This is a genomic window from Microbacterium sp. ZKA21, from assembly GCF_050434165.1.
In the GTDB taxonomy this organism is placed as follows: Bacteria; Actinomycetota; Actinomycetes; order Actinomycetales; family Microbacteriaceae; genus Microbacterium.
Genome location: NZ_JBNPVV010000006.1, coordinates 32812 through 55337, shown reverse-complemented (window position 1 = coordinate 55337; position 22526 = coordinate 32812). Strand labels below are relative to the sequence as shown.

Genomic DNA, 22526 nt, shown 5'->3' with positions numbered 1-22526 from the left:
GTGTCAGACGAGCACTTCGGCCGGAGCGGGATGGCCGAGGAAGGCGGTCGGGCTCGCTGTGAGCCCGTACGCACCCTGCAGGAAGATGACGACGAGATCGTCGATCTCGGCGTTCGCGACCAGCACGTCGTCGCCGAGCAGGTCCAGCGGAGTGCACAGGCAGCCGACGACGCTGACGCGCTCATCGTCGTCCTGCGCCATGCGGTTGCCGACCACGAGCGGATAGTTGCGGCGGATCGCCTGCCCGAAATTCCCGGACGCCGCCAGTTGGTGGTGCATTCCGCCGTCCACGACGATGAACGTCTTGCCCCGGGAAACCTTCCGGTCCACGATCCGAGTGACGTACACACCGGACTCGGCGACGATGTACCGGCCGAGCTCGATGACCGCGCTCGCGTCGCCGAACCGCTCGGTGATCACACCGTCGACGAGTTCGTGCAGACCTTCGGCGACGGCGGCCAGATCCAGCGGCCGGTCCTTCTCGGTGTACGGGATGCCGAAGCCGCCACCGAGGTTGAGGTAGCGCAGCGGGGTGGGCAGCTGGTCGGCGAGCGACGAGACCAGATCGACCGTGCGCCGCTGCGCCTCGGAGATGATCTCCGCGTTGAGGTTCTGCGATCCGGCGAAGACGTGGAAGCCGAGGATGTCGACGCCGGTCGACGCCGCGACCGTGAGAATCGCGGGTACGAGCTCCGCGTCGATGCCGAACTGCTGCGGGCCGCCTCCCATGCGCATGCCCGACCCCTTGACCGCAAAATCCGGGTTCACTCGGATCGCGATCGTCGGCGTCACCCCGAGCTGCTCTCCCGCCGTGACGACGCGGGCGAGTTCGGTTTCGGATTCGATCTCGACGATGATGCCTGCCGCGACGGCCTGCACGATCTCGGCCGGGGTCTTGCCTGGCCCCGCGAAGCTGACACGGTCGGGCCGGATGCCGGTGTCCAGCGCCGTGCGCATCTCCAGCGCCGAGGCCACGTCGATCCGGTCGACCCGACCGGAGAGGTGGTGCACGACGGCCGGCATCGGATTGGCCTTCATCGCGTAGCTCAGCTCGATACGCGCGGGGAGCGCCTCCCGCAATTGCCGGATCCGGGCGTCGAGGAGTGCGCGATCGTATGCGAAGAACGGTGTGGATCCGACCCGGGCCGCGAGGCGGCTCAGCGGCATGCCTCCGACGCGCAGCTCGCCGTCGATCGTGCCGAATCCGGCGGCGTATTCGTGCGGCCTCATGCCGTCACCTCCTGGTGGATCAGGTTCCGGTCGAACTTCCCGTTGGGTGAACGCGGCATCTCGTCCCTCACAAGGATCGTCGACGGCACCATGTACAGCGGCAGGCGCTGCCGCAGAGCGCTTGTGAGCGACGCCGGGTCCAGTTCCGTCGCCACGGCCGTCACGACCAGGGCGACCCGCTGGCCGAGCGCCTCATCCGGTACACCGACGGCGACGGCGTCGCGGACGAGACCGCTCGAGTACGCGGCTTCCTCGATCTCGGTCGGGCTGATCCGGTACCCGGACGTCTTGATCATGTCGTCCGTGCGTCCGACGAAGTACAGGAACCCGTCGTCGTCGGTCACGACCGTGTCGCCCGACCACACCGCCATCTCGGGCGCACGCCAGGGCTGATCAGGGCGCGCGAGCAGTCGGTAGCGCTCGGCGGTGCGCTGCGGATCGTTCCAGTAGCCCAGCGCGACGAGGGCGCCGCGGTGGACGAGCTCGCCCGGCTCCCCCGGCGCGCACTCCCCGCCGTCCGGTCGCAGCACGAGGATCTCGGCGTTCGGGATGGCCTTGCCGATCGAGTCCGGCCGGCGATCGACCTCCGCAGGGTCGAGGTAGGTGGAGCGGAACGCCTCCGTGAGCCCGTACATGAGGAAGGGACTCGCCCCGGGGAAGAGCTCGCGGAGCCGCTCGAGCGCGGGAAGCGGCATCCGTCCTCCCGTATTGGCGAAGTATCGGAGCCTCTGCGCCGCCTCGGGCGGCCACGGGATCTCGAGGAGCTGCAGCCACAGCGGCGGCACGCATGTGAGCCCGGTGACTCCGTGACGGGCGCACAGCTTCGCCACCTCCCTGGGCAGCAGGTAGTTCATCAGGATGCAGTGCGCGCCGACCGCGAACGCGGTGGTGACCTGACTGAGCCCGGCGTCGAAGCTCAGCGGCAGGACGCTGAGGATGACGTCGTCCGCGGTGTTGCCCAGGTACGAGCTGACGCTCTCGGCGCCGGCGATCAGGTTCCGGTGGCTCAGTACGACGCCCTTCGGCAGTCCGGTGCTCCCTGAGGTGTACAGGATCGCGGCGGGGTCGACGTCGACCGTCGCGACGGCATCCGGCATGTCTCCCGCCTCCTGGCCATCGGTGAAGTGATGCAGCCGGATGCCTTCGACGGTCATGTCGGAGCGCGCACCGACGACGATCACACTCGACAAGTCAGTGTCCGGGAGCACATCGGCGAGCTGCGCGAGACGGTCGGCAGAGGTGACCAGCACCGTGGCAGCGCTGTCGGCCAGGATGTGGCCGACCTGAGCGGGCTTGAGCACGTGGTTGATCGGTACGAACATCCCGCCGGCCGCGGAAGCGGCGAAGAAGGCGCACACCGTCTCGATCCGCTTCTCGAGGTACACCGCGACCCGGTCGCCGCGGCGGACGCCGATCGTCTGCAGTTGAGCGGCAGCGGCTGACGCGATGCGCCACACCTCGGCGTACGTCGAAGTCTCACCCTTGTACGTCAGGGCGGGGGCATCGGGGGCGGAGGAGGCCGCCCCGGAGAGGAGATGGTGGAACGCGCTACGCATCACGGAGCCCGCCTCTCGGCCAGGAACCGCCGGAACTCATCAGGGTCGTCCAGCGGCACGTACGGTCGACCCTGCGCATCCGCCCCCTCGCCGCCGCCGGAGTCCACGACCGCCGTGCCCGCCTGCGAGAAGCCGGTGACCTCGTCGAACACCGACACGTAGGCCTCGGCCTGCGGGCGCCAGTCCAGTTCCGTGCTGACGCGCTCGCGGGCCCGCACCCCGAGCTCGACGCGTCGCGCCTCATCGTCGACGAGCTTCTCGACGGCGTCGGCGAACGCGGCGATATCGCCCGACGGCACGTACTGCACGGTGTCTGCGCCCGATACGCGCGTCTCGACGAGGTCGAACGAGACGGCCGGCAGCCCGTACGCCATGTACTCCATGGTCTTGTTCATCGTGGACAGGTCGTTCAACGGAGTCTTGAGGTCGGGGCACAGACCGATGTCGGCACGGCTGAGGTGCTCGGCGATCGCGACGCGGTCGACGCGACCGGTGAAGGTCACGTGCTCGTCGAGACCGAGCGCCGTGCACTGGCGCTTGAGATCCTCGAGGCAGTCGCCGAAGCCCAGCAGGGTCGCGGTGAGCCCGGTGCGTCCGCGCCGATGGACGAGCTCCTCAACGACGAGCAGCACTTGGTCGACGCCATCCTGGGGGCCCATGATCCCGAGATAGACGAGTTCGATCCCGTCGCGGCGGCGCGGATGGGTCGGGTAGATCGGGCGCATCCGCTGCGTGTCCGGTCCGCTGCGCACGACGGTGACGTGGCCGGGCCTGCGACGTCCGCGTCGCATGGCGATCGCCTTGTAGGACTCGTTGGTGGAGAGGATGCGATCGGCCGTGCGGAAGGTGCGCCATTCCAGCCAGACGAGCCCGGCGTACTCGAGGCGTCTGAGCAGTCCGTCAGGACGACCGAACCGCGACAGGAACAGCTCGGGGTTCAGATCGTGGTGGTCGAAGACGAATCGCACCCCGCGGATGCGCCACAGCAGCGCCAGCAGCCAGTAGGTGTCCGGTGGATTGCACGCCTGAATCACGTCGAAGCGGCTCCGCCGCCAGACTTTGAGCGACAGCCACGCCGTGCGCACCCAGCTGTACGCGAACTCCCATGCGAAGCCGAGCAGCCCTTCCGCCTCCGGCGCGGGGCGGTATGTGAAGATGTCGACGCCGTCGAGGTGCTGGAAGTCCGGATCGCCCGGCCCCTTCGGGCAGATCACGCTGACCCGATATCCTCTGGCGACCAGGGCCTGACTCTCCAGCCATACCCGTCGGTCCAGCGGGACCGGAAGGTTCTGGACGATGATCAGGACGTGCGGTGACTTCATGAGCCGTACACCTCTTCCTCGATGATGCGCACGACGGCGTCCTTGGTCGGCTCCCAGGAACGGCCGACGACGGATGCCGCGGCGGCTGCGGCGCGGTCGTCGATGTCCGACGAGGTCACGGCTTCGCCCAGCGCCGCGGCGAGCGCCGCCGCGGTCGGCGCCGCCCAGCGCACGGACGCACTCGGAAGCACACGTCGTGCGAGGTCGACGTCGTTCACAACCGGGATGTTGCCCGCCGCGAGCATCTCCTCGGCGACGAGGGTGATGTTGGTGAAGGACATCGCCAGACCGGCGATCGTGCGTCCGTACAGGTCGTTCAGCTGGGCGGCCGTCAGCCGCCCGTGGAACGTGATCGGGAAGTCCAGCTTCCGCGGCGCATCGCCGTAGACGTGGATCTCCTGATCGGGATGCTGCTGGTGGAACAGCCGCAACGCCACCCGCGCCAGCTGATAGCCGCGTCGCGGGTGGCCGGGGTGGCAGTAGAAGACGATGCCGCTGCGCACCGTCGCATCGGCCGGGGGTCCGTAGGCCGCTGAGTCGCACCCGAACGGGACGACGTCGTTGTCCAGCCCGGTCTCGGCGCGGATCATGCCGTCGAGCATCTCGCCCAGCGCGATCCGGCGGAAAGGCAGTAGGTAGGTCATCGCGGCGAACTCGTGTTCGGCTCCGTGGCCGTAGAAGAAGGGCTCGTAGTCCTGGATGAAGTACAGCCGGCGCACCGCCTGCTGCGCGTATCGCACGATGAGGTGCGCGGACTCCCACCCGGAGGCGACGATGGCGTCGACGCCGTGCGCGCCCTTGGTGATGTCGCGGACCTCGGCGTCGATGTGCGGCCAGTGCTGGCGGATCACCGCTGTCGCGGCGGCCACGTCGAGGCCGTGCTTGTCATAGAGGAAGAGGATGCAGCGGTGCCCGCGGCTCTCGAGCGCCTGAACCATGCGGAACAGGGTGGTGTGCCCGCCTGAGCCGGGCGCCGGTGGCGTCGATACCCACCCGATCGACATCGGCCGAGTCCGCGGCAGGTGCGCGGCGGGCACGGGGAGTTCCTGCGGCACGTCGGTCATGATGTCCGCGAACGCGAGGTTGAACAGCAGCTCCGCGGCTCCCGTCCGGAAGTACGCCCGCTGCGCCAGCCGCTGCGCGATGCCGGCGAATCCGACGTCGCGGGCGCGCCGCGCCCTGGCCAGCAGTCCACGTGCACCGCTCATCTCGAGCCCCCCGCTCTCGCCGTCGTCGGCGCTTCCCCGGCGCCGCGCAGGCGCTCCGCCGCCGCTTCCCTGAGGATGACCGCGTGTCCCTCCATCATGGCGCAGACGAGCGCCCCGGCATCGACGGGTTCGCCACGGACACCGGCCCGCACACGCGCCGCGACGGCATCGATCGCCGCGCCGAGCTCGACCGCGTTGCGCTGGCGCGTGCTGCGGCGGCGGGCGCGTGCGACCGAGGCATCCGTCACCGCTGCCGCCGGCCCGGACGGATTCGCGATCAGGACCGCGTTCGCCGGGTCGCGCTGGACGAGCTCGCGGGCTCCGCCGACATCGCTGAGGATCAGCGGCAGCCCCATCGCGGCCGCCTCCGTCGCCGCGACGGGCCAGCCTTCGAAGAACGAATCGAGGACGAACGCGTCGGCGGCGGCGAGAAGTGCTCGTGCATCCGACTCGGCGAGCAGCGCCACGCGACCCCCGGCGGGTCCGCGTCGACGGATGGCATCCGCCCTGCGCGCTTCCGCGCCGTCCGACGGCTGCCCCGCGATCACCAGACGGATGCGCGGGTCGCGCACCTGAGCCAGGAACGAGGCGACCAGACCCGAGATGTTCTTCTGCGCGTCGTAGCGCGCCAGGCAGACGACGACGACGTCATCCGCGAGATCGGCGGACAGGAGTGCGCCGAGCGCTCCCCGCGCCCTTCGCCGTTCCTCGGCGGTGACCGCCGGCATCCGACCGGCGGCATTCGGCACGACGCGCAGGCGCGCAGCGGCGGCGGACGGCACGTGTGCGGCGTGGAAGTCGCGCACGAGCTCGCTGACGGCGATCGCCGACGCGGAGCGCGTCAGCGCCGAGGAGAAGCGGCGCCAGCGCGCCGGCGTGAAGTGGATCTCGGTGTTGTGCAGCACCGGGACGACGGGGACGCCGGTCGCGAGTACCGCGGATTCGAGTTCCTCGCCACCGCCGTGCAGCGCGATGACGTCGACCTCGGCTCGTCGCAGGGTCGAGGTCGCCGACGCGGTGTCGGCGACGAGGACCTCGACGCCGTGAGCGCGGAGCCGGGCGGCGCGCGCACCGTCGACGCTGCACACCACCACCGGGCGCACGCCGACATCGGGCAGATGGGTCGCGAGCATCTCGACGACCGCTCCGATGCCACCGACGTCCATCGATCCCGTCACAAGCGCGCAGCGCAGATCGGCCGGTGGTGCGGGCGCGACCACGGACCCGGGCGCCGGCCGTTCGGACAACGCCGTCAGGGCAGGCAAGGGCAGTGCCAGCACTCGGCGCGTGAGCGGATGCGCGTATCCGTACCGGATCCGCGGAGGCAGCAGGTCGACCGCACCGACCAGCAGACCGAGGACAGCGGCCTCGGCACCGGCGCGGCGGGCCGCGATCCCGTTGCGCCGCTTCATCGCGAACCGCCGAGTCGGGAGAGCAACGGGATGCGCGCGCCGAAGCGGGTGCCGGCGATCAGGCCGGCGGCATCCGTCACGGCGCGGCGCGCCACCAGCAGGCACAGCCCGAGGTGAGCGACGCCGATGACGGCCGCCACGATGAGCAGCGCGATGATGCCGGGGAGCTCGGCTGTGAGGACCATGGCTCCCCAGCCGACGGCGCCGGCACCGAGCACGATGATCACGAGCGCGAGGAACGGGCGGACGATGACGGATAACGCCATCGACGTCACCTTGGCCACGAGGAACCAGCGCGCGACCGTCGCGGCGACCGCGACGCACAGGAAGCCCCAGGCGATGGCAGTGAGTCCGAAGCGGGCGGTGAACACGGTCGTGGCGAAGGTCGCCGCATCCGTGATGAGGGCGTAGACGAACCACATCCCCGGGCGCCCGAGGCCGTAGAAGAGGCCGTGATCCAACCACGCCGCCACGGACAGAGTGCCGGCCAGCGCCAGTACCTGGGCCACCGGCACGCTCTGCGCCCACCCGTCGCCGAACGCGATCGGGACGATCAGGGGTGCGGCGACCGCGACGATCAGCAACGGCAGGGAGAGCAGCACGTAGACCAGGCGCAGCGACCGCAGATACGCGCTCTGCAGACGCTCGATCGATTCCCGGATCCGTGCGAACGCGACGTTGGTGACCGGTACGATCGCACTCCCGGTCAGATCCTGGACGATCTGGACGAGCCGCTGGGCGACGTTCATGAAGCCGAGGGACGCCGCTCCGAGCGACGCCGAGACGACGGCCGCTTCGCCCCAGGCACGCAGCATCGCGACGAACTCCACGCCGAGCACCTGCCCGCCGAAGGCCGACATGCGCGTGAAGTCGGATCGGACGAACGTCCAACGCGGTCGCCAGCGCGCTGTGATGCAGACGAGTACGGTCGAGACGACCGCCGAGACCAGGGTCTGCGCCACGAGCGCCCACACACCGAAACCGGTGAAGGCGAGGACGAGCGCAGCCGCCTGGGCGATGACCGCGGCGGTGGCGCCCTGAGCGGCGATCGCGGCGAAGCGCATGTCGCGGCGCATGATCGCCATCGGAACCGAACCCACCGCGGTCGCGACCACGGCGAGCGAGAGCACCTGCAGCACCGGCACGACGTCCGCATTGCCGAAGATCGGGCCCATCAGGGGGGCGATGGCCCATAGCGCGGCGCACAGGACGAGTCCGGCGGACAGCGAGAACCAGAACGCCGTGCTCAGCATCCGCTCGGTGGTCGTCTTCACCTGCACGATGTAGGCGGCGAACCCGAGATCCGCGAGCACGTAGAAGAACGGCAGCACCGTGGATGCCGCGGCCAGCGTGCCGAAGTCCGCGGGAGAGAGCAGTCGTGTCAGCAGCGCGATCGTGACGAAGCTGAAGATGCGGATGACCCACTTCTGTGCCGTCAGCCACAGCACGCCGCCTGCGGCGCTCCGCCCCACGCCTGCGACGGAATCGGCCTGCTGCTCCCCCTGGTCGACCATGCTCATGCTCGACTCGCCTGCGGCATCCGCGCCCGTGCTGCGCGTGCCGCCTTCTCGGCGAGCATCCTCGCTTCGGAGGGGAGGTCGCCGACCCACCCGCGCAGGCCGTACGACGTCGACGCGGCGCGATAGAAGTGCGCGAGCTCGCGCGCCATGCTGTCCAGCCCGAAGCGGTCGATCGCGAACTGCCTTCCGAATCGCCCCAGCTCGGTGCGGCGGTCCTCATCCTCCAACAGGGACGACAGGATGCCGGCGATCGAACCCACCGGATCCGCGACCGCGTCATCGCTCCAGTAGCTGTATCGGGCCAGTGCGTCGGCCGACGTCTCATCGAACAACTCGGACCGGCCGCCCTCGCCGTGCACGACCAGCGGAGCTCCGAACGCCAGGGAGCGCGCCGCGGAGCCGCCCATCCCGACCATGATGTCGGAGGCCGCATAGGCCGGCCGGGGATTCGCCATCGGGCCGACGAAGCGCACCGCCGCTCGCCCAGCGGCCTCGTTCACCCGCGCCCCGGCCGCGCGCAGCCGCGTCTCGTCATCCCCGGTCCCGACGATCACGAGCGTCGCCCGATCGGCGAGAAACCGCATCGCCTCGATCACGATGCCGATCGGAACCGACTTCATGCTGAGATCGAGCCTGCTGACGATCCCGATCACGGGTCCGCGCAGATCGTGCTGCGCGCGGAAGACCGAGCCGAGCGCGGGATCCGGGCGGTCCAGATCCGTGTCCACCGGCGGGCTGATCAGCCGGGTCAGCCCTGGCCTCTCGCGCAGATCGTCCACCAGGTACCCGGTGCCCACGATCATCGGCATGTGACGCTTGATCTGGGGATCGACGGCCATCTCCCAGACCGTCTGCACCCAGGGTCGTCTGCCGAAGCGCGCGAAATTCCAGTACGTCGGTCGCGCACCGCCGCCCCAGGAGCCGTAGACGTGGACGAGCCCGGCGTTGTGCGCGCGGGCGAGATCGGCCACCTGCCGTCCGCGCGCGAGCATCGATGACGACGGTTCGTACACCTCGACCGCGATGCCGCGATCCGCAGCGATGTCCAGCAGGGAGGGCCCATCGGGAAGAGTGTCCGCCGCACCGACCAGGATGGAGTGGATGCCGTGCGACCGCGCCTGAACGGCGAGGTCGACGGCATTGATCTGGGTGCCGCCCAGCTCCAGGCTGTTCAGGTGCACCAGCACTCGGTCCGTGGTGGCGGTGTTCATCGTCGCGCCAGGCTTTCCCGCAGTGCCGCGGCGACCTGCGCCTGCTGCTCAACGGTGAGGTGGGGGTGCATCGGAAGCGACAGGATGCGGTCCGCCGCCGCCTCCGCGACCGGGAACTGCCCGTTCCGGTATCCGAGTCCGGCGTATGCCTCGCTCAGGTGCACCGGCGTGGGGTAGTGGATCGCAGCGCCGACGCCTGCAGCGTTCAGATCGGTCAGCACTCGATCGCGCTCGGGCACCTGGACGACGTAGAGGTGCCAGACGTCTTCGTTGCCCTCGCGCACGACCGGCGTGCGGACCTCGTCGATATCCGCGAGCAGATCGCCGTACCGTGCCGCCGCCGTGCGGCGTGCCGCGTTCCAGCCGTCCAGCCGTCGCAGCTTGGCGCGCAGCACCGGAGCCTGAACGGCATCCAGCCTGGCGTTCATGCCGATCCGATCGTGGACGTACTTCACGGAACTGCCGTGCGCCGCCAGATTGCGGATCACGGCGGCGATCCCGTCGTCGTCGGTCAGCACGGCACCGGCGTCTCCGGCCGCCCCGAGATTCTTGCCAGGGTAGAAGCTGGTCGCGGCCGCACGCCCCAGCGTTCCGGCACGCCCGGCGTCCGAGACCGCCCCCTGCGCCTGCGCGGCGTCCTCGACGATCGCGATCCCTCGCGCATCCGCGACCGGGCGGATCCTCTCGACGGGAGCGGTCTGCCCGTACAGGTGCACCGGGGCGATCGCCCTGGTGCGAGGCGTGATCGCGGCCTCGACGGCGTCGGGATCGATCAGCAGGTGCTCGGCGTCGACATCGACGAAGACCGGAACGGCGCCGATGCGCGACACGGCCTCCGCCGTGGCGATGAACGTGTTCGCCGGCATGACGACCTCGTCTCCCGGCGCCACGCCGACGGCGCGGAAGGCGAGCTCCAGCGCATCAGTGCCGTTCGAGACGCCGATGACATGGCGGACGCCGATGTACGCCGCGTACTCGGCCTCGAAAGCCGCGACCTGCTCGCCGCCGATGAACTCGGCGGAGAGGAACTGCTCGCGCCACACGGGCAGCACCTCATCGGCGATCTCCGCCTGCTGCGAGGCGATGTCGAGGAACGGGATGTGTGCGCTCATGCCTGTGCTCCCAGGTCTCGGGCCGGCACTCCGGCCCAGGTGCGATGGGGTGGTACGTCCTCGAGCACGACCGCGCCCATGCCGACCGTGGCCCCCTCTCCGATCGCGACGCCCTGCCGCACGGAGGAGTTCATGCCGAGATAGGCGGCCGTACCCACGCGGACGCCGCCGCCGAGGGCGACGCCAGCGGCGAGCGTCGCGAAGTCGCCGATGGAGTCGTCGTGGGTGACCGTGCAGTTCGGCATCACGACGACATGATCTCCGAGCTCGGCATCCGCCGTGACGACGACGCCGTCCAGCAGGATGACGCCGACGCCGACGGTGCAGCCCGCCCCGACCCGCACCGAGGGGGCGACGAACGTCGCGAATCGATCATCCGTCACGCCCGCCTCTCGGAGTCTGCGCACGATGGAACGACGGCCGGCACCGGGTCCGACGCAGATCAGCATCCGCTCGTTGCGACCGGCGGCATCGCCGATCGTGCCGACGACTTCCGCACCGCCGACGAAGCTGCCCTGAAGCGCGGGATCATCATCGAGGATTCCGACGACACCCGCGATGCCCGCGGCCTGCACCTCGCGAGCCAACCCGCCGGCGCCGACCAGCAGCAGCGAATCGGTCATGACGCCTCCGGTGCGCGCAGCACGGCTGTCACGCGATCCTGGTCGGCCGAGGAGAGCGTGTGGAACACCGGCAGGATGAGCGTGCGATCGGTCAGACGCTCGGTCACGGGCAGCCCCGCGGACGGCGTCAGGTCTCGGTAGGGCGCCTGACGGTGAGAGGCCATGATGCCGCGTCGAGCGGAGACGTCGGCGCGCGCGAGCGCTTCGAGGAGACCGTCGCGATCCGTCGGGTACTCGTCTTCGACCTCCACCCAGAAGGATTGGAAGTTGCCCGTGCCGTACGCGGGATCCGCGACCGCCCGCAGCCCGGGTATTCCGGCGATGACCGCCTGATAGCGGCCCGCGATCTCGCGGCGACGTGCGACGATCTCGGGGAGGCGACCGAGCTGGACGATCCCCACAGCCGCCTGCAGGTCGGTCATGCGGAAGTTGAAGCCGACCTCGGTGTACTCCTCGGCCGGCGGCAGCACGGCGCGGTGCCGGTCGGCGGCCGAAACACTCATGGCATGCTCGCGCAGGTGCTTCGCCCGTGCCGCCCACTCCGGGTTCGCGGTCGTGAGCATGCCGCCCTCACCGGTGGTGAGGAGCTTGCGCGGGTGGAAGGACCACGCCGCGATCTCGGCGCCGGCGCCGACGGGGCGGCCCTTGTACGTGGACCCGGCCCCGCACGCGGCATCCTCCACGACGACGATGCCGCGGGGGTCGGTGACGGCGCGGATGGCATCCAGATCCACCGGCACACCGCCCTGATCGACGGCGATCACGGCACGCGTCGAGTCGGTGATGACGGCGTCGACGGTCGCGGCGGTGAGGTTGCCCGTCACCGGGTCGACATCGGCGAAGACCGGCCGGGCGCCGACGTAGCGCACCGCGTTGGTCGTCGCGATGAAGGAGAACGACGGCACGATGACCTCGTCTCCGCTCCCGATCCCTGCGACGACGAGAGCGAGGTGCAGAGCAGTCGTGCAACTGGTCGTCGCCACCGCGAATGGAGCCTGCATCGCCCTCGCGAACTCCTCCTCGAAACGGGCGACGCGGGGCCCCTGGGCGACCCAACCGCTCGCGATCGCCTCGGCGACGGCATCCGCCTCCTCCTGCCCGAGCCAGGGGATCATGACGTTGATCCGGTCGCTCATGACACGACCGCCCGACCTGCCGCGATCTCCTCGCGCAGAGGCCGCCACCATTCGACGAGCTGACGAAGACCCTCTTCGATGCCGATGGTCGCCTCGAACCCGAGGTCCGCACGGGCGGCGGAGGTGTCGGCGAGGCGGCGAGCGACATTGTTGACGGTCCTGGCCGGCCCGAACTGCACACCGAGATCGGAGCCCATCACGCGAAGGAGCGCCTCGGCGAGCTCGAGCAGGCTCGTCTCGGTGCCGCTGGCGATGTTGTATGTGCCTTCGACCACGTCGCTCTGTGCGGCGAGGAGATTGGCTCGCGCGATGTCCGGTACGCAGACGAAGTCCATCGTCTGCCGGCCGTCGCCGAAGATCAGCGGCGGCTTGCCATCCACGATCCGCTCCATCCAGCGCACGAGCACCTCGGTGTAGAGGCCATGCACGTCCATCCGGGGTCCGTACACGTTGAAGTAGCGCAGCAGCACGTAGTCCAGCCCCTGCATGGCGCGGTAGCTGCGGACGAGTCCCTCGTTGAACGTCTTGGCGGCGCCGTAGAGCGTGTCGTTGTTCTCATGGTGGTGCCGCTCAGTGGTGGGGAACTCCTCCGCCATCCCGTACACGGAAGCGCTGGAGGCGGCGACGAGTTTCTTCACGCCGTGAGCGGATGCCGCCTCCACCACGTTGAAGGTCCCGTCGACGAGCACTTCGAGCGCCAGACGCGGCTCCTCGGCGCATTGCGTGATGCGGATCGCGGCCTGGTGGAACACGATGTCCTTGCCCGCTGTGAGCTCGTCGACGACAGCTCGATCCCGGATATCACCGTCGACGAGCGTCGCACGCCCGGTGGCCAGCGAACCCTCGAGGTTGCCGAGCCGACCGCGCACGAGATTGTCGAGGACATCGACATGCGCTGCACCGGCGTCGAGCAGCTGATCCACGAGCGTCGACCCGATCGTACCCGCACCGCCGGTGACGAGGATGTTGGAGCCTTCGATTCGAGTCATGATCTGTCCGTTCCGTTCGTGCCGAGTACTGGATGGGTCGCGCCGCCGGTGGCAAGGCTCGCGCTGGCTGATTCGAGCACGGAGAGCACGCGCAGCCCGGAGGCTCCGTCCGTGCGCGACTGCCGCTTCTCCCTGATCGCGGCGGCGAACTCCGAGGTCATGTTCGACAGCGCCTCGACTTCGGGCAGCGCCGGAGCCCAGGTGTCGCCGAGACGGTAGGAGATCGTCGCCGCGCGCGCATCGGATGCGGTCGCCCTGGACTGCTCGGCGAGGTCGACGCCCCGGTCGTAGACGCTGACGCGCTGCTGCGGGTTGAGGTCGTCCCAGACGAGCGTGCGCTTGGTCCCGCCGATGACCATCTGGCGGATCTTCGTCGGACTCAGCCAGTTCACGTGCACGTGGGCGATGGCGCCGCCGCGCAACGGCATCGTGAGGTATCCGATGCACGACTTCCCGGTGCCGAGCGGATCCGCGCCCTGTGCGCTGACGCCATCGGCCGAGATCCCGCCGGGCAGGATGAAGTCGATGATCGACAGGTCATGCGGAGCGAGGTCCCAGAACACGTCGACGTCCGGCTGGATGAGACCGAGGTTGATGCGCACGCTGTCGATGAACAGGATGTCCCCCAGCTCACCGGCCGCGACGAGCTCGCGGATCTTGAGCACCGCCGGCGTATAGCAGTACGTGTGATCGGCCATGAGCACGAGGCCGCGCTCCTGCGCCGATCGAACCATCTCGGTGCCGTGCTCGACCGTATCGGCGAGCGGCTTCTCGACGGTGACGTGCTTGCCCGCAGCCAGGGCAGCCATGACGATCGGATGGTGCGTGCGCGCCGGGGTGGCGATCGCGATCGCATCGATCGCATCGTCGGCGAGGATCTCATCGAGGCTCGCCGTCACCGGTACTCCTCCGACACGATCCGCGACCTGCTGGGCGCGTTCGAGATCGAGATCGCAGATGGCTGCGAGCTCCCAGTCCGCACTCGCGCGGAAGTTGCGTGCGAGGTTGGGCCCCCAGTAGCCCGCGCCCACGACGGCGACGTTCATTCGTTTGTTCACAGTTCTCCCCAGACTGTAGATACGTCGCAGCCGGCTCAGCCGGCGGCGGTGAACAGCACGTCGACCCAGAAACTGTGATCGGACGTGAACGCAGGGAAGTCGCGCGAGTACACGAAGGCGCCCCCTCCTGCGGGTATGGTGAACGGCCCCGTCGCCGCCTCCGCTGTCAGAGTACCGACATCGACCGCGTAGCGGCCAGAGGATGCGAACAATCCCACTCGGTACTCGACGCCGGGCTGCAGTGCCACCGGTTCCGAGAAGAGCGCGTTTTGCCAGCCGTCCGCCGTCTCCGCCGTGAATTCGACCTCGGCGAGCTGCTGTCCGTCACCGCTCCACAGGTAGCCGGTGTGCGCACCGGTGGCTCCCTCGCCCTTGTAGAAGCGCACGCCTTCGGCGAGGCCGGCCACGTCGACCGAGAACCGCGTCCCCACCTGTACGGCATCCGGATCGTCCCAGACAGGATGCTGCGGCACGGCGTCTCCGAACATCGTCAGCGCGTCGGTCGCCGGAGCCGGAGCCGGCTCGATCGTCCGGCTCGCGTCGGGCGCCGGGGCCGGCTCCGGTGACGGATCCTGCTCGGGTGACGGACCCGGCTCGGTCGTCGGGCTCGGCTCGGGTGCCGAGGACGGAGTCGGAGCAGGGGCCGGAGTCGGAGTCGGGCTCGGAGTCGGGCTCGGAGTCGGGCTCGGAGACGGCACAGGTGCCGGGCTCGGGTCAGACGTCGGCTCCGGTGTCACCTCGGGCTCAGTGGGCCCGGGCGTCGGCGCGAGCTCGGGGGTCCGCGCCGCCGGCGGCGTCGCGCCGAAGTCGATCTCGGCATCCACGAAATAAGCCGTGGAGTTCCAGCTCGACGTCGGATACCCACCCGCCGCACCGTAGACGAACCGGCCGTTGGCGCCGCTCGGCGCCGTGATGTCACCGACGACCTTGGCCGATGCGAAGTACTCCGATGTGACGGCGTACCCGGTCCTGGTCAGGTAGGACACGACATAGGTCTCACCCGGTTCCAGTGCGACGGGCGTGGTGAGCGGCATCCGCTGCCATCCGGAGGCGGTCTCGCCGACGACGTCCGCCTGCGCGAGGATGTCCCCCTCGCCGGACCAGAGGGTAACGCGATGCGGCCCCGCGTTGGATTCTCCCTTGTAGAAGCGGATGGCGACCGCGTCACCGGCCCTCGCGACGGTGAATGCCGTTCCGACCTCGACCGGATCCTCGTCGACCGCGGCGGCGACCGCCGGCGTCTCGTCTCCGAACAGCGTCTGCACGTCCTCGTATGCGGGCTCGGCCGTCTGGAAGATCCAGGAGTCGAGCGCTGCACCGTTCACTGTCACGACCGCCGTGTACGCCGAGGACAGCGCGAGCGGGGCTGCCGGAGTGAAGGTGACGACGCCGCCCTGAGGGTCGATCCAGACGGTACCGGCCACCGATCCTCCCGGCCCCGTCAGTGTCATCGAGACGTCCTCACCGGCCGGCGGGCGGTTCAGCGTCGCGGTGATGGCCACGCCCGCAGCGACACCGGTCGCTCCGGACGCGGGCGCCCGCGAGGCGACCGCGAGCGCGGGCTCGCCGGGGAGGAACTCGATGTCCACGAAGTAGTTCGTGGAGTTCCAGCTGCTCGTCGGCGCGGTTCCGCCGCTGCCGTATCGGTAACGGCCGTTGTCTCCGGCCACTGCGGTGAGCGGCCCGCGGCTGATCGCGGAGGCGAATCCCGCTGAGGTGAACGAGTAGCCGCCCACGGGCGCCAGATACGACACCGTGTAGACCGCTCCGGGCGTCAGCGTCACCGGCGTGCTCAATTCGGCCCGCTGCCATCCCGATGCCGTCTCGTTCTGGAAGTTCACCTGCGCGAGTCGATCGCCGTTCGCATTCCACAGCGACCCCACGTGCGCGCCCGCGTTGCCGGCCGCCTTGAAGAACCGGATGGCCGTCACATCACCGGGCACGGAAGCCGTGAACGCCATGCCGAGTTCCACCGAAGCGGTGTCGGAGGTCTCGGTCGCCGCTGGAGTGCTGCTGCCGAGCAGGGTCACGGCGTCGCCGGAGCCTGCGACCTGGAACCACCATTCGACATCCGGGGTCTGCTGACCGTCCGCCGCGGCACGGATCCCGGTGAGCCGCACGCTCACGACCGTACCGGCCGGATAGTCCGCGGTCGGCGAGAACGTCGCGGTCCGACCGTCGGCGCTCAGCGACCACCCGCCCGCGACCGCCTGTCCTCCGGCGGTCGCAGTGCCGGAGAAGTCGCCCTGGATGGCGGCATCGAACGTCACGGATGCCGGAGCGGTGGGCGCGACCTCCCCCTCCGCATTCGCCGGGCTGGTCGACAGCACGGCCGGCACGGCGCTGCTCGGTTCGAAGACCACATCGACGCCGTAGTCGGTGGTCGACGTCCTCGTCGGGAACCCCTGCGAGTACGTGAACACCGCGCCATCTGCCGGCACCGCGAGCGGACCGCGTGAGTACGCGGAGGCGAAGGCACCTGGAGTGACCGCGTATCCGCCGTTCGGTGCGACGTACGACGCCACGTACGTCTGTCCCGGTTCGACAGCGATCGGTGTGCCGAGCTGAGCGACCTGCCACCCGGAGGTCGATTCGTTCTCGAACGTCACGGTCGAGAGGGCGTTGCCTGCGGCATCCCACAACGTACCGGTGTGCGTGCCGAGGTTGCCGGCTCCGCGGTAGTACCTGAGGGCCGTGATGCGTCCGCTCTGCTCGACGGTGAATCGCACGCCGACCGTCACGAGGTCGCGGTCGGCGTCGGCGGCGATGCTCGGGACACGGCTCTGCGGGAACAGGCTGCACGGGCACTGCCCCTCGGGCAGCTCGACGTCCTGCGTCCTGAAGGTCCACGCCGCATCGCTCTCCAACCCCACCCCGGCCGGATCGGATGCCTCCGGCGTCACCGTGTACGAGGTGAGCGGCTGCCACGGCTGAGCCGGTGCGAACCTCGCCGTGCGCGTCTGCGGGTCGTACGACGACGTTCCCGTCACCGCCGCGCCATCGGGATCCGTGACGGTCAGCGAAACCGTCTCCGGATCTGCGGCACGGGTGAACCGGGCCGTGACCGCCGTGTCCAGGGCGACGCTGGACGCGCCGGCCCCCGGCGTCCGCGCGGAGATCCGCAACGGCGATGTGTCGGACTTAGTGAACAGCACGTCGACGAAGTAGTTCGCCTCACCCCACGCCGAAGCGGGGAATGCCCCTGGTTCGCCGTACACACCCGGTGCCGAGGCGCCGACGCCGGACGTCACCGCGACGGGAGAAGACGACGTCGTGTACGGCCAGTACCGTTCCGTCACCGCGTATCCGCCGTTCGGAGCGGTGTACGACACGGTGTACGTCTGACCGGCGATCACAGCGATCGGCGCCGTGAACTGCGCGGTCTGCCACCCCGTCGCCGTCTCGTTCACGAACTGCACGGTGCCCAGCAGCCCGCCGGACGGGTCCCACAGCGAGCCGCGATGCGAACCCGTGTTGGCCGCGCCCTTGAAGAACCGCACCCCGGCGACATAGCCGTCCGTGTCAGGAGTGAAGCGCAGGCCGAGTTCGACCGATTGCGCATCCTCGGCCGACGCCGTCACCGGCGTCGCGTCGCCGAAGGCGGAGTACGGCCCGACGACGGTGACCGCTCTCGTCGTGCCGTCGTTCGCAAAGTTGCCGCTGTCGTCGATCGCGCGCGCCACGATCTGCACCGTGCCATGCCCCTGCTGCCGTCCGGTGTACGACCACTGGGTCGTGCCCTGGGCCGGGTGCCAGCGCTGGCCTCCGTCGAGCGAGACCTCGACGCCCGCGACCCGTCCGGCGGCATCCGATGCCGTGCCCGTCACCGTGATACTCGTGCCGCCTGCGACCGTCGCCCCCTCGGCAGGCGAGGTGATGGTCGTGGTCGGCGCGGTGACGTCGGTGGACTTCGTCGCCGCCACCAACCCGGTCATCAGCGTGCCGGGTTGCGCGCCCATGTCGGCGAGCAGGTTCACCTGGGCCTGCTGCATCCGCGGATCGGCGGGCGCCCCGTCGCCGTCATGCGTCTCGTCGAGGCCCCATCCCCACTGCACGCTGGCCGCGGAGAAGACGAGCGCACCGCTGGCGGCCTTGTACAGCGTGAGGTGGTGCTCCGTGGTACCGGGCACCACGATGTTGCCGTAGTCCGTGAGGTACTGCGGCGTCGGGCCGGTCGTGGTCGACAGGCGGATGAGTCCGGCGGGGCGGAAGCCGTTGTCGATGTCCTCGTTGGACTCGTAGCCGATCGTGTGCGGCGCGAGCTCGACGCTCGTGCCCGATGGCAGAGATGCCAGCGATGTGCCGCGCCACAGCCGCAGCCTGCCTTCCTGGTCGGACACCGTCACGGCCAGATCATCGTCGTTGACCATGTACATCGTCCCGATGAGCGCGTTCTCCGGCAGGTGCCCACCCGTCGAGGCATCGGCGAACCGCGGATCGCGCCAGGTTCCGGTCCATTCCGCTGCCGGGTCGATCTTGGCGTTCCCCCAGGTCTCCTTGTAGGAGACGAGAGTCCGATAAGGCGTGTCCGCGCCGTCGACCGAGTTCTCGTACCTGGTGCGCCAATACCCCTCGTTCCCGGTCAGGAACTGCAGGCCGACTCCGGCGTCGCGAGCGGCTTCGATGTTGGCACGCTGCGCTCCCGACCAGTACTCGTCATGCCCCACCGAGAGGAACGCGCGGTGGTTCAGCAGCTCCTCGCCGCGTCGGTCGGTGTCGACTCCGGCGATGTAGCTCACGTCGTACCCGTTGCGCTCGAGGAAGCGCACCGTCGCGTATTCGCTGGCGAAGTAGAAGTCGCGGCCTTCCACGTGATCGCGCGTCGCGAAGGGCCGGTTGTAGCTGATCTTGTAGGCGCGGCCGTTCGCCGCGCCCTGGTAGAAGTCGGATCCGCCGTAGGTGTTGTAGGCGTGCCAGGTCGGGTCCGAGGTCTGGAACACGACGTCCGAGGTGCTGCCGTCGTCGCGCACGATGAAGATGATGTGACTCGATCCGCCGTCATCGGCGCGGGTCAGCAGAGCGACGTAGACACCGGAGACGGCGTTCTCCGGCACGGCCCAGGATGCCGAGACACCCCACGTGCCGCAGTCGTACAGTTCGGTGGTGACGTCGGAGATGCACTCCGGCTGGATCTGCGGGAGCGCGACGGAGGGCTCCACCGCGTCGATCAGGCGCGCACCCAGTCCCTGGTACCAGCCGGTGCGGTAGATGTCGATGGTGTAATCGGCGGCGTCCGTGTCGATCTTGAAGTCGACACGCGATCCGGCGTTCACGCTGATGTCGGTCGCGAACCCCTGGATGCTCGGATCCCCGGCGCCGTCGATGTCCCAGATCTCCGGGTCGGTGCCCGGCTTCTCGTTCTCGCAGACGATCGGGTTGATGTCGGCGCCGCATTCGCTCGCGGCATCCGCAGGCTCCGGAGCCGCCCAGACGAGCACCGCAGCGACCAATGGCGCGAGGGCTGCGAATGCGACGATGCGCCGGCGCATCGAGCGTGACGAACGGCCCCCACCGACAGCACTGATGGCTGTATTCCCCATGTTCTTCCCCAGATGACAATCGTGTCGGACGACCGACGATGATGTCTCGCGCCTCCCCAGGCGCGGTGACTCCCCATCCGCAGTATAGCCAAACCGCGCGCCTGTGACGAGAGCGGATTTCTCACCATGTCCGTGACAGCGGCGATCCGGGCACGACGCCGACCGGAGCGCGTCAGTCGGCGAGCAGCTGATCCGCGATGTGCTCGCCGATGAGCAGGGACGCCGTCGCTGCCGGCGAGGGCGCGTTCAGCACGTGCAGCGTGCGGCCGGAACGCAGGAAGAAGAAGTCGTCGAGCATCCGTCCGTCACGCCCCACGGCCTGAGCCCGAACGCCCGATCCGGATCGTCTCAGATCCCCTGGCCGCAGATCGGGCACCATGGTCTGCGCCGCGCGCAGGAGGGCACGCCCCGACAGCGAGCGGACGATCTCCTTCAGGCCGACGAGCGCGTATCCGGCTCCCAGCCGCCAGGTGCCGCTGAACGCCAGTGAGTCGGCGGTGTCGCGCAGCGAGATCGCGGACCAGGAGTATCCCTCTCTGGCCAGCGCCGGCACCGCGTTGGGCCCGACATGGACGCTGCCGTCGATCCCACGGGTGAGATGCACCCCGAGGAAAGGAAGGTCGGGGTCGGGAACCGGATAGACCAGACCTTTCACAAGATGGGCTCGATCGGCGCGCAGTTCGCTGTACTCGCCGCGGAACGGGACGATGCGCACGTCGACGTCCAGACCGGATCGCCGCGCTACGCGGTCGGCGTGCAGACCAGCGCACACCGCGACTCTGTGAGCCGCGACCGACCCGTCCCCGGCGTCCACGCGCAACTGGCCCCGCGGTCCTTCCCGCACGGCTTCCACCGCGACGCCGAAGCGCATCTCACCCCCGGCATCCTCGATGCCGGCCTGCAGGGCCCGTGACACGTCGCCGTAGTCCACACGACCGGTCGAGTCGACCACCAGCGCCTTGAGGACACGCAGATGCGGTTCCCGCTCGGCGAGCTCGCCCGGTTCAGGATCACGCACGGGCACGCCGTTCGCGAGGCCCCTGGTCCGCAGCGCCTCGAGCCGCGGCAGCTCCTGTTCGCGCGTTGCGACGACGAGCTTGCCCGGCACGTCGTAGGCGATGCCGGACTCATCGCAGAACTCGCGCATCATCCGGCCGCCGCGGATCGCGAAGTCGGCCTTGAGCGAACCGGGTGCGTAGTACAGCCCCGAGTGGATCACACCGGAGTTGCGTCCGGTCTGGTGAACGGCGACGCGCTGCTCCTTCTCCAGGATCACGAGCGGTCGATCCGGTTCGCGGCGGAGCATGGCTCGCGCCGTGGCGAGACCCACGATCCCGCCTCCGAGGACGACGTTGGGAAGCATCTACAGCTCCCCCGGCTTCATCGCCTCGGCATCGATCGCCCGGATGATCCGCAACGTCGCTGTATCCGGCTTCGGCTCGGCCACGGTCTCGCCGGCATCCGTCTTCCGGCCCCGCGGCGCGTAGACGACCAGCGAATGGAACAGGAACCGCGCGACGAACGCGACCACGAGCGAGATGGCGGTCGCGAGCACGCTGGAGATGTGCCAGGACTCCACCATGAGCGCCATGATCGGGATGCGCAGCGCGGCCTCGACGTTGTTGAACGCGAACGACGCCGCGAACCGCATCCCGATCCCCCGCGCGTCCGAGCGCATGTCGGCGAAGACGAAGCGCTCCTGCAGCATGAAGTTGCCGATGATCGTGACCTCGGCGCCGATGATCGCCGCCCAGATGTACGGCATCCCCAGCGAGGTCAGGGCCCACATGATCGCGAGGTTCGCGACGGCACCGAGCAGACCGATGATCGCGAACAGGGACATCTTGCCGAATCGCAGGCGGGTCAGGTGCGCGACGAAGGTCGCCCCCTGGCGCAGGCTGGCCTTGGATGTGCCGTGCCGGCGTTCGGCGAACTCCATCGGCACCTCGGCGATGCGCACGTCCGATCGGGCGAGGATCTCGAGCAGGATCTTGAACCCCTGCGGCTTGAGATCGGCGACGTCGATGCGCCGGCGGTCCACCAGGAAGAACCCGGTCATCGGGTCGGTGCTGCGCGCGAGCCGCCGGGGGAACATCGCCTTCGTCAGCCAGGTCGCGGCGCGCGAGACGCCGAAGCGCACGGCGGTGCCGAGGCCCTGCGAATCCCCTCCGCCGATGTAACGCGACGCCGCCACGACGTCGGCATCCCCTTCCGCATGCCGGTCGAGCATCGCCGGGATGAGCTCGGGCGGATGCTGGAGGTCGCCGTCCAGGACGACGCAGATGTCAGCCTCGGCCTCCGACAGTCCGAGCACGACAGCGCCGCCGAGGCCGCCCGTGTTCTGCTGACGGTGGATGACGCGCACGGGCAGTGCCGCGGAGGCCGCGACCCGTTCGACCTCGGCCGCCGTCCCGTCGGCGCTGTCATCGACGACGAGGATCTCGGCGCGACGTCCGTCGAGGGCCGCGCCGACGCGGGCGACGAGTTCTGCGATGTTGTCCCGTTCGTTGAAGGTCGGGACGATCACGGTGACGTCGAGTGCCACGTGTCCCCCCTCCCCTGGACGCCTGATGTCGGCATCCATCGTGTCACGTCCGGCTATGCGTTCG

Annotated in this window: 15 protein-coding genes; all 15 read right to left on the bottom strand. The window is 69.5% G+C overall.

Annotated features, from left to right (window positions below; translation table 11 throughout):
• Positions 1-3: 3 nt before the first annotated feature.
• Positions 4-1230, bottom strand: coding sequence for a pyridoxal-dependent decarboxylase, exosortase A system-associated (locus M2317_RS13090; protein ID WP_429460824.1), 1227 nt, complete (start codon positions 1228-1230; stop codon positions 4-6).
• The gene (locus tag M2317_RS13085) at positions 1227-2786 is read right to left on the bottom strand and encodes an acyl-CoA ligase (AMP-forming), exosortase A system-associated (protein ID WP_429461160.1); all 1560 of its coding nucleotides are present in this window, start codon (positions 2784-2786) and stop codon (positions 1227-1229) included. Before M2317_RS13085 ends, M2317_RS13090 begins: the two co-directional genes overlap by 4 nt.
• The gene (locus tag M2317_RS13080) at positions 2786-4108 is read right to left on the bottom strand and encodes a glycosyltransferase family 4 protein (protein ID WP_429460822.1); all 1323 of its coding nucleotides are present in this window, start codon (positions 4106-4108) and stop codon (positions 2786-2788) included. Before M2317_RS13080 ends, M2317_RS13085 begins: the two co-directional genes overlap by 1 nt.
• Positions 4105-5316, bottom strand: coding sequence for a glycosyltransferase family 1 protein (locus tag M2317_RS13075; RefSeq protein ID WP_429460820.1), 1212 nt, complete (start codon positions 5314-5316; stop codon positions 4105-4107). Before M2317_RS13075 ends, M2317_RS13080 begins: the two co-directional genes overlap by 4 nt.
• Complete coding sequence (locus tag M2317_RS13070; protein WP_429460818.1) at positions 5313-6728, bottom strand: glycosyltransferase; 1416 nt, start codon at positions 6726-6728, stop codon at positions 5313-5315. The genes M2317_RS13075 and M2317_RS13070 overlap by 4 nt, the downstream gene beginning before the upstream one ends.
• Positions 6725-8248: a lipopolysaccharide biosynthesis protein gene (locus tag M2317_RS13065; protein ID WP_429460816.1), complete on the bottom strand. Its 1524-nt coding sequence runs from the start codon at positions 8246-8248 to the stop codon at positions 6725-6727. Before M2317_RS13065 ends, M2317_RS13070 begins: the two co-directional genes overlap by 4 nt.
• Positions 8245-9459: a glycosyltransferase gene (locus M2317_RS13060; RefSeq protein ID WP_429460815.1), complete on the bottom strand. Its 1215-nt coding sequence runs from the start codon at positions 9457-9459 to the stop codon at positions 8245-8247. Before M2317_RS13060 ends, M2317_RS13065 begins: the two co-directional genes overlap by 4 nt.
• Positions 9456-10571 carry a DegT/DnrJ/EryC1/StrS family aminotransferase gene (locus tag M2317_RS13055; protein WP_429460813.1) on the bottom strand — a complete coding sequence of 372 codons (1116 nt, stop codon included), beginning with the start codon at positions 10569-10571 and terminating at the stop codon, positions 9456-9458. The genes M2317_RS13060 and M2317_RS13055 overlap by 4 nt, the downstream gene beginning before the upstream one ends.
• Positions 10568-11194, bottom strand: a complete 627-nt coding sequence (locus M2317_RS13050; protein ID WP_429460811.1) for a NeuD/PglB/VioB family sugar acetyltransferase — start codon at positions 11192-11194, stop codon at positions 10568-10570. Before M2317_RS13050 ends, M2317_RS13055 begins: the two co-directional genes overlap by 4 nt.
• Positions 11191-12330, bottom strand: coding sequence for a DegT/DnrJ/EryC1/StrS family aminotransferase (locus M2317_RS13045; RefSeq protein WP_429460809.1), 1140 nt, complete (start codon positions 12328-12330; stop codon positions 11191-11193). Before M2317_RS13045 ends, M2317_RS13050 begins: the two co-directional genes overlap by 4 nt.
• A complete protein-coding gene (locus tag M2317_RS13040) occupies positions 12327-13319 on the bottom strand; it encodes an NAD-dependent epimerase/dehydratase family protein (protein WP_429460807.1) in 993 nt (330 codons plus the stop codon). The genes M2317_RS13045 and M2317_RS13040 overlap by 4 nt, the downstream gene beginning before the upstream one ends.
• On the bottom strand, positions 13316-14365 hold the full coding sequence (locus M2317_RS13035) for a Gfo/Idh/MocA family protein (RefSeq protein WP_429461158.1): 1050 nt from the start codon (positions 14363-14365) through the stop codon (positions 13316-13318). Before M2317_RS13035 ends, M2317_RS13040 begins: the two co-directional genes overlap by 4 nt.
• Before the next feature lie 47 nt (positions 14366-14412).
• Positions 14413-19866: a DUF4082 domain-containing protein gene (locus tag M2317_RS13030; protein WP_429460806.1), complete on the bottom strand. Its 5454-nt coding sequence runs from the start codon at positions 19864-19866 to the stop codon at positions 14413-14415.
• Between the two features lie 223 nt (positions 19867-20089).
• Complete coding sequence (gene lhgO, locus M2317_RS13025) at positions 20090-21280, bottom strand: L-2-hydroxyglutarate oxidase (RefSeq protein WP_429460804.1); 1191 nt, start codon at positions 21278-21280, stop codon at positions 20090-20092.
• The gene (locus tag M2317_RS13020) at positions 21281-22501 is read right to left on the bottom strand and encodes a glycosyltransferase (RefSeq protein WP_429460802.1); all 1221 of its coding nucleotides are present in this window, start codon (positions 22499-22501) and stop codon (positions 21281-21283) included.
• Between the last annotated feature and the right edge of the window lie 25 nt (positions 22502-22526).

What these genes read in the sequence shown, in the direction of transcription:
- M2317_RS13090 (WP_429460824.1), bottom strand. Translation starts at nt 1,230, where the DNA reads ATGAGGCCGCACGAATACGCCGCCGGATTCGGCACGATCGACGGCGAG.
- M2317_RS13085 (WP_429461160.1), bottom strand. Translation starts at nt 2,786, where the DNA reads ATGCGTAGCGCGTTCCACCATCTCCTCTCCGGGGCGGCCTCCTCCGCC.
- M2317_RS13080 (WP_429460822.1), bottom strand. Translation starts at nt 4,108, where the DNA reads ATGAAGTCACCGCACGTCCTGATCATCGTCCAGAACCTTCCGGTCCCG.
- M2317_RS13075 (WP_429460820.1), bottom strand. Translation starts at nt 5,316, where the DNA reads ATGAGCGGTGCACGTGGACTGCTGGCCAGGGCGCGGCGCGCCCGCGAC.
- M2317_RS13070 (WP_429460818.1), bottom strand. Translation starts at nt 6,728, where the DNA reads ATGAAGCGGCGCAACGGGATCGCGGCCCGCCGCGCCGGTGCCGAGGCC.
- M2317_RS13065 (WP_429460816.1), bottom strand. Translation starts at nt 8,248, where the DNA reads ATGAGCATGGTCGACCAGGGGGAGCAGCAGGCCGATTCCGTCGCAGGC.
- M2317_RS13060 (WP_429460815.1), bottom strand. Translation starts at nt 9,459, where the DNA reads ATGAACACCGCCACCACGGACCGAGTGCTGGTGCACCTGAACAGCCTG.
- M2317_RS13055 (WP_429460813.1), bottom strand. Translation starts at nt 10,571, where the DNA reads ATGAGCGCACACATCCCGTTCCTCGACATCGCCTCGCAGCAGGCGGAG.
- M2317_RS13050 (WP_429460811.1), bottom strand. Translation starts at nt 11,194, where the DNA reads ATGACCGATTCGCTGCTGCTGGTCGGCGCCGGCGGGTTGGCTCGCGAG.
- M2317_RS13045 (WP_429460809.1), bottom strand. Translation starts at nt 12,330, where the DNA reads ATGAGCGACCGGATCAACGTCATGATCCCCTGGCTCGGGCAGGAGGAG.
- M2317_RS13040 (WP_429460807.1), bottom strand. Translation starts at nt 13,319, where the DNA reads ATGACTCGAATCGAAGGCTCCAACATCCTCGTCACCGGCGGTGCGGGT.
- M2317_RS13035 (WP_429461158.1), bottom strand. Translation starts at nt 14,365, where the DNA reads ATGAACGTCGCCGTCGTGGGCGCGGGCTACTGGGGGCCCAACCTCGCA.
- M2317_RS13030 (WP_429460806.1), bottom strand. Translation starts at nt 19,866, where the DNA reads ATGCGCCGGCGCATCGTCGCATTCGCAGCCCTCGCGCCATTGGTCGCT.
- lhgO (WP_429460804.1), bottom strand. Translation starts at nt 21,280, where the DNA reads ATGCTTCCCAACGTCGTCCTCGGAGGCGGGATCGTGGGTCTCGCCACG.
- M2317_RS13020 (WP_429460802.1), bottom strand. Translation starts at nt 22,501, where the DNA reads ATGGATGCCGACATCAGGCGTCCAGGGGAGGGGGGACACGTGGCACTC.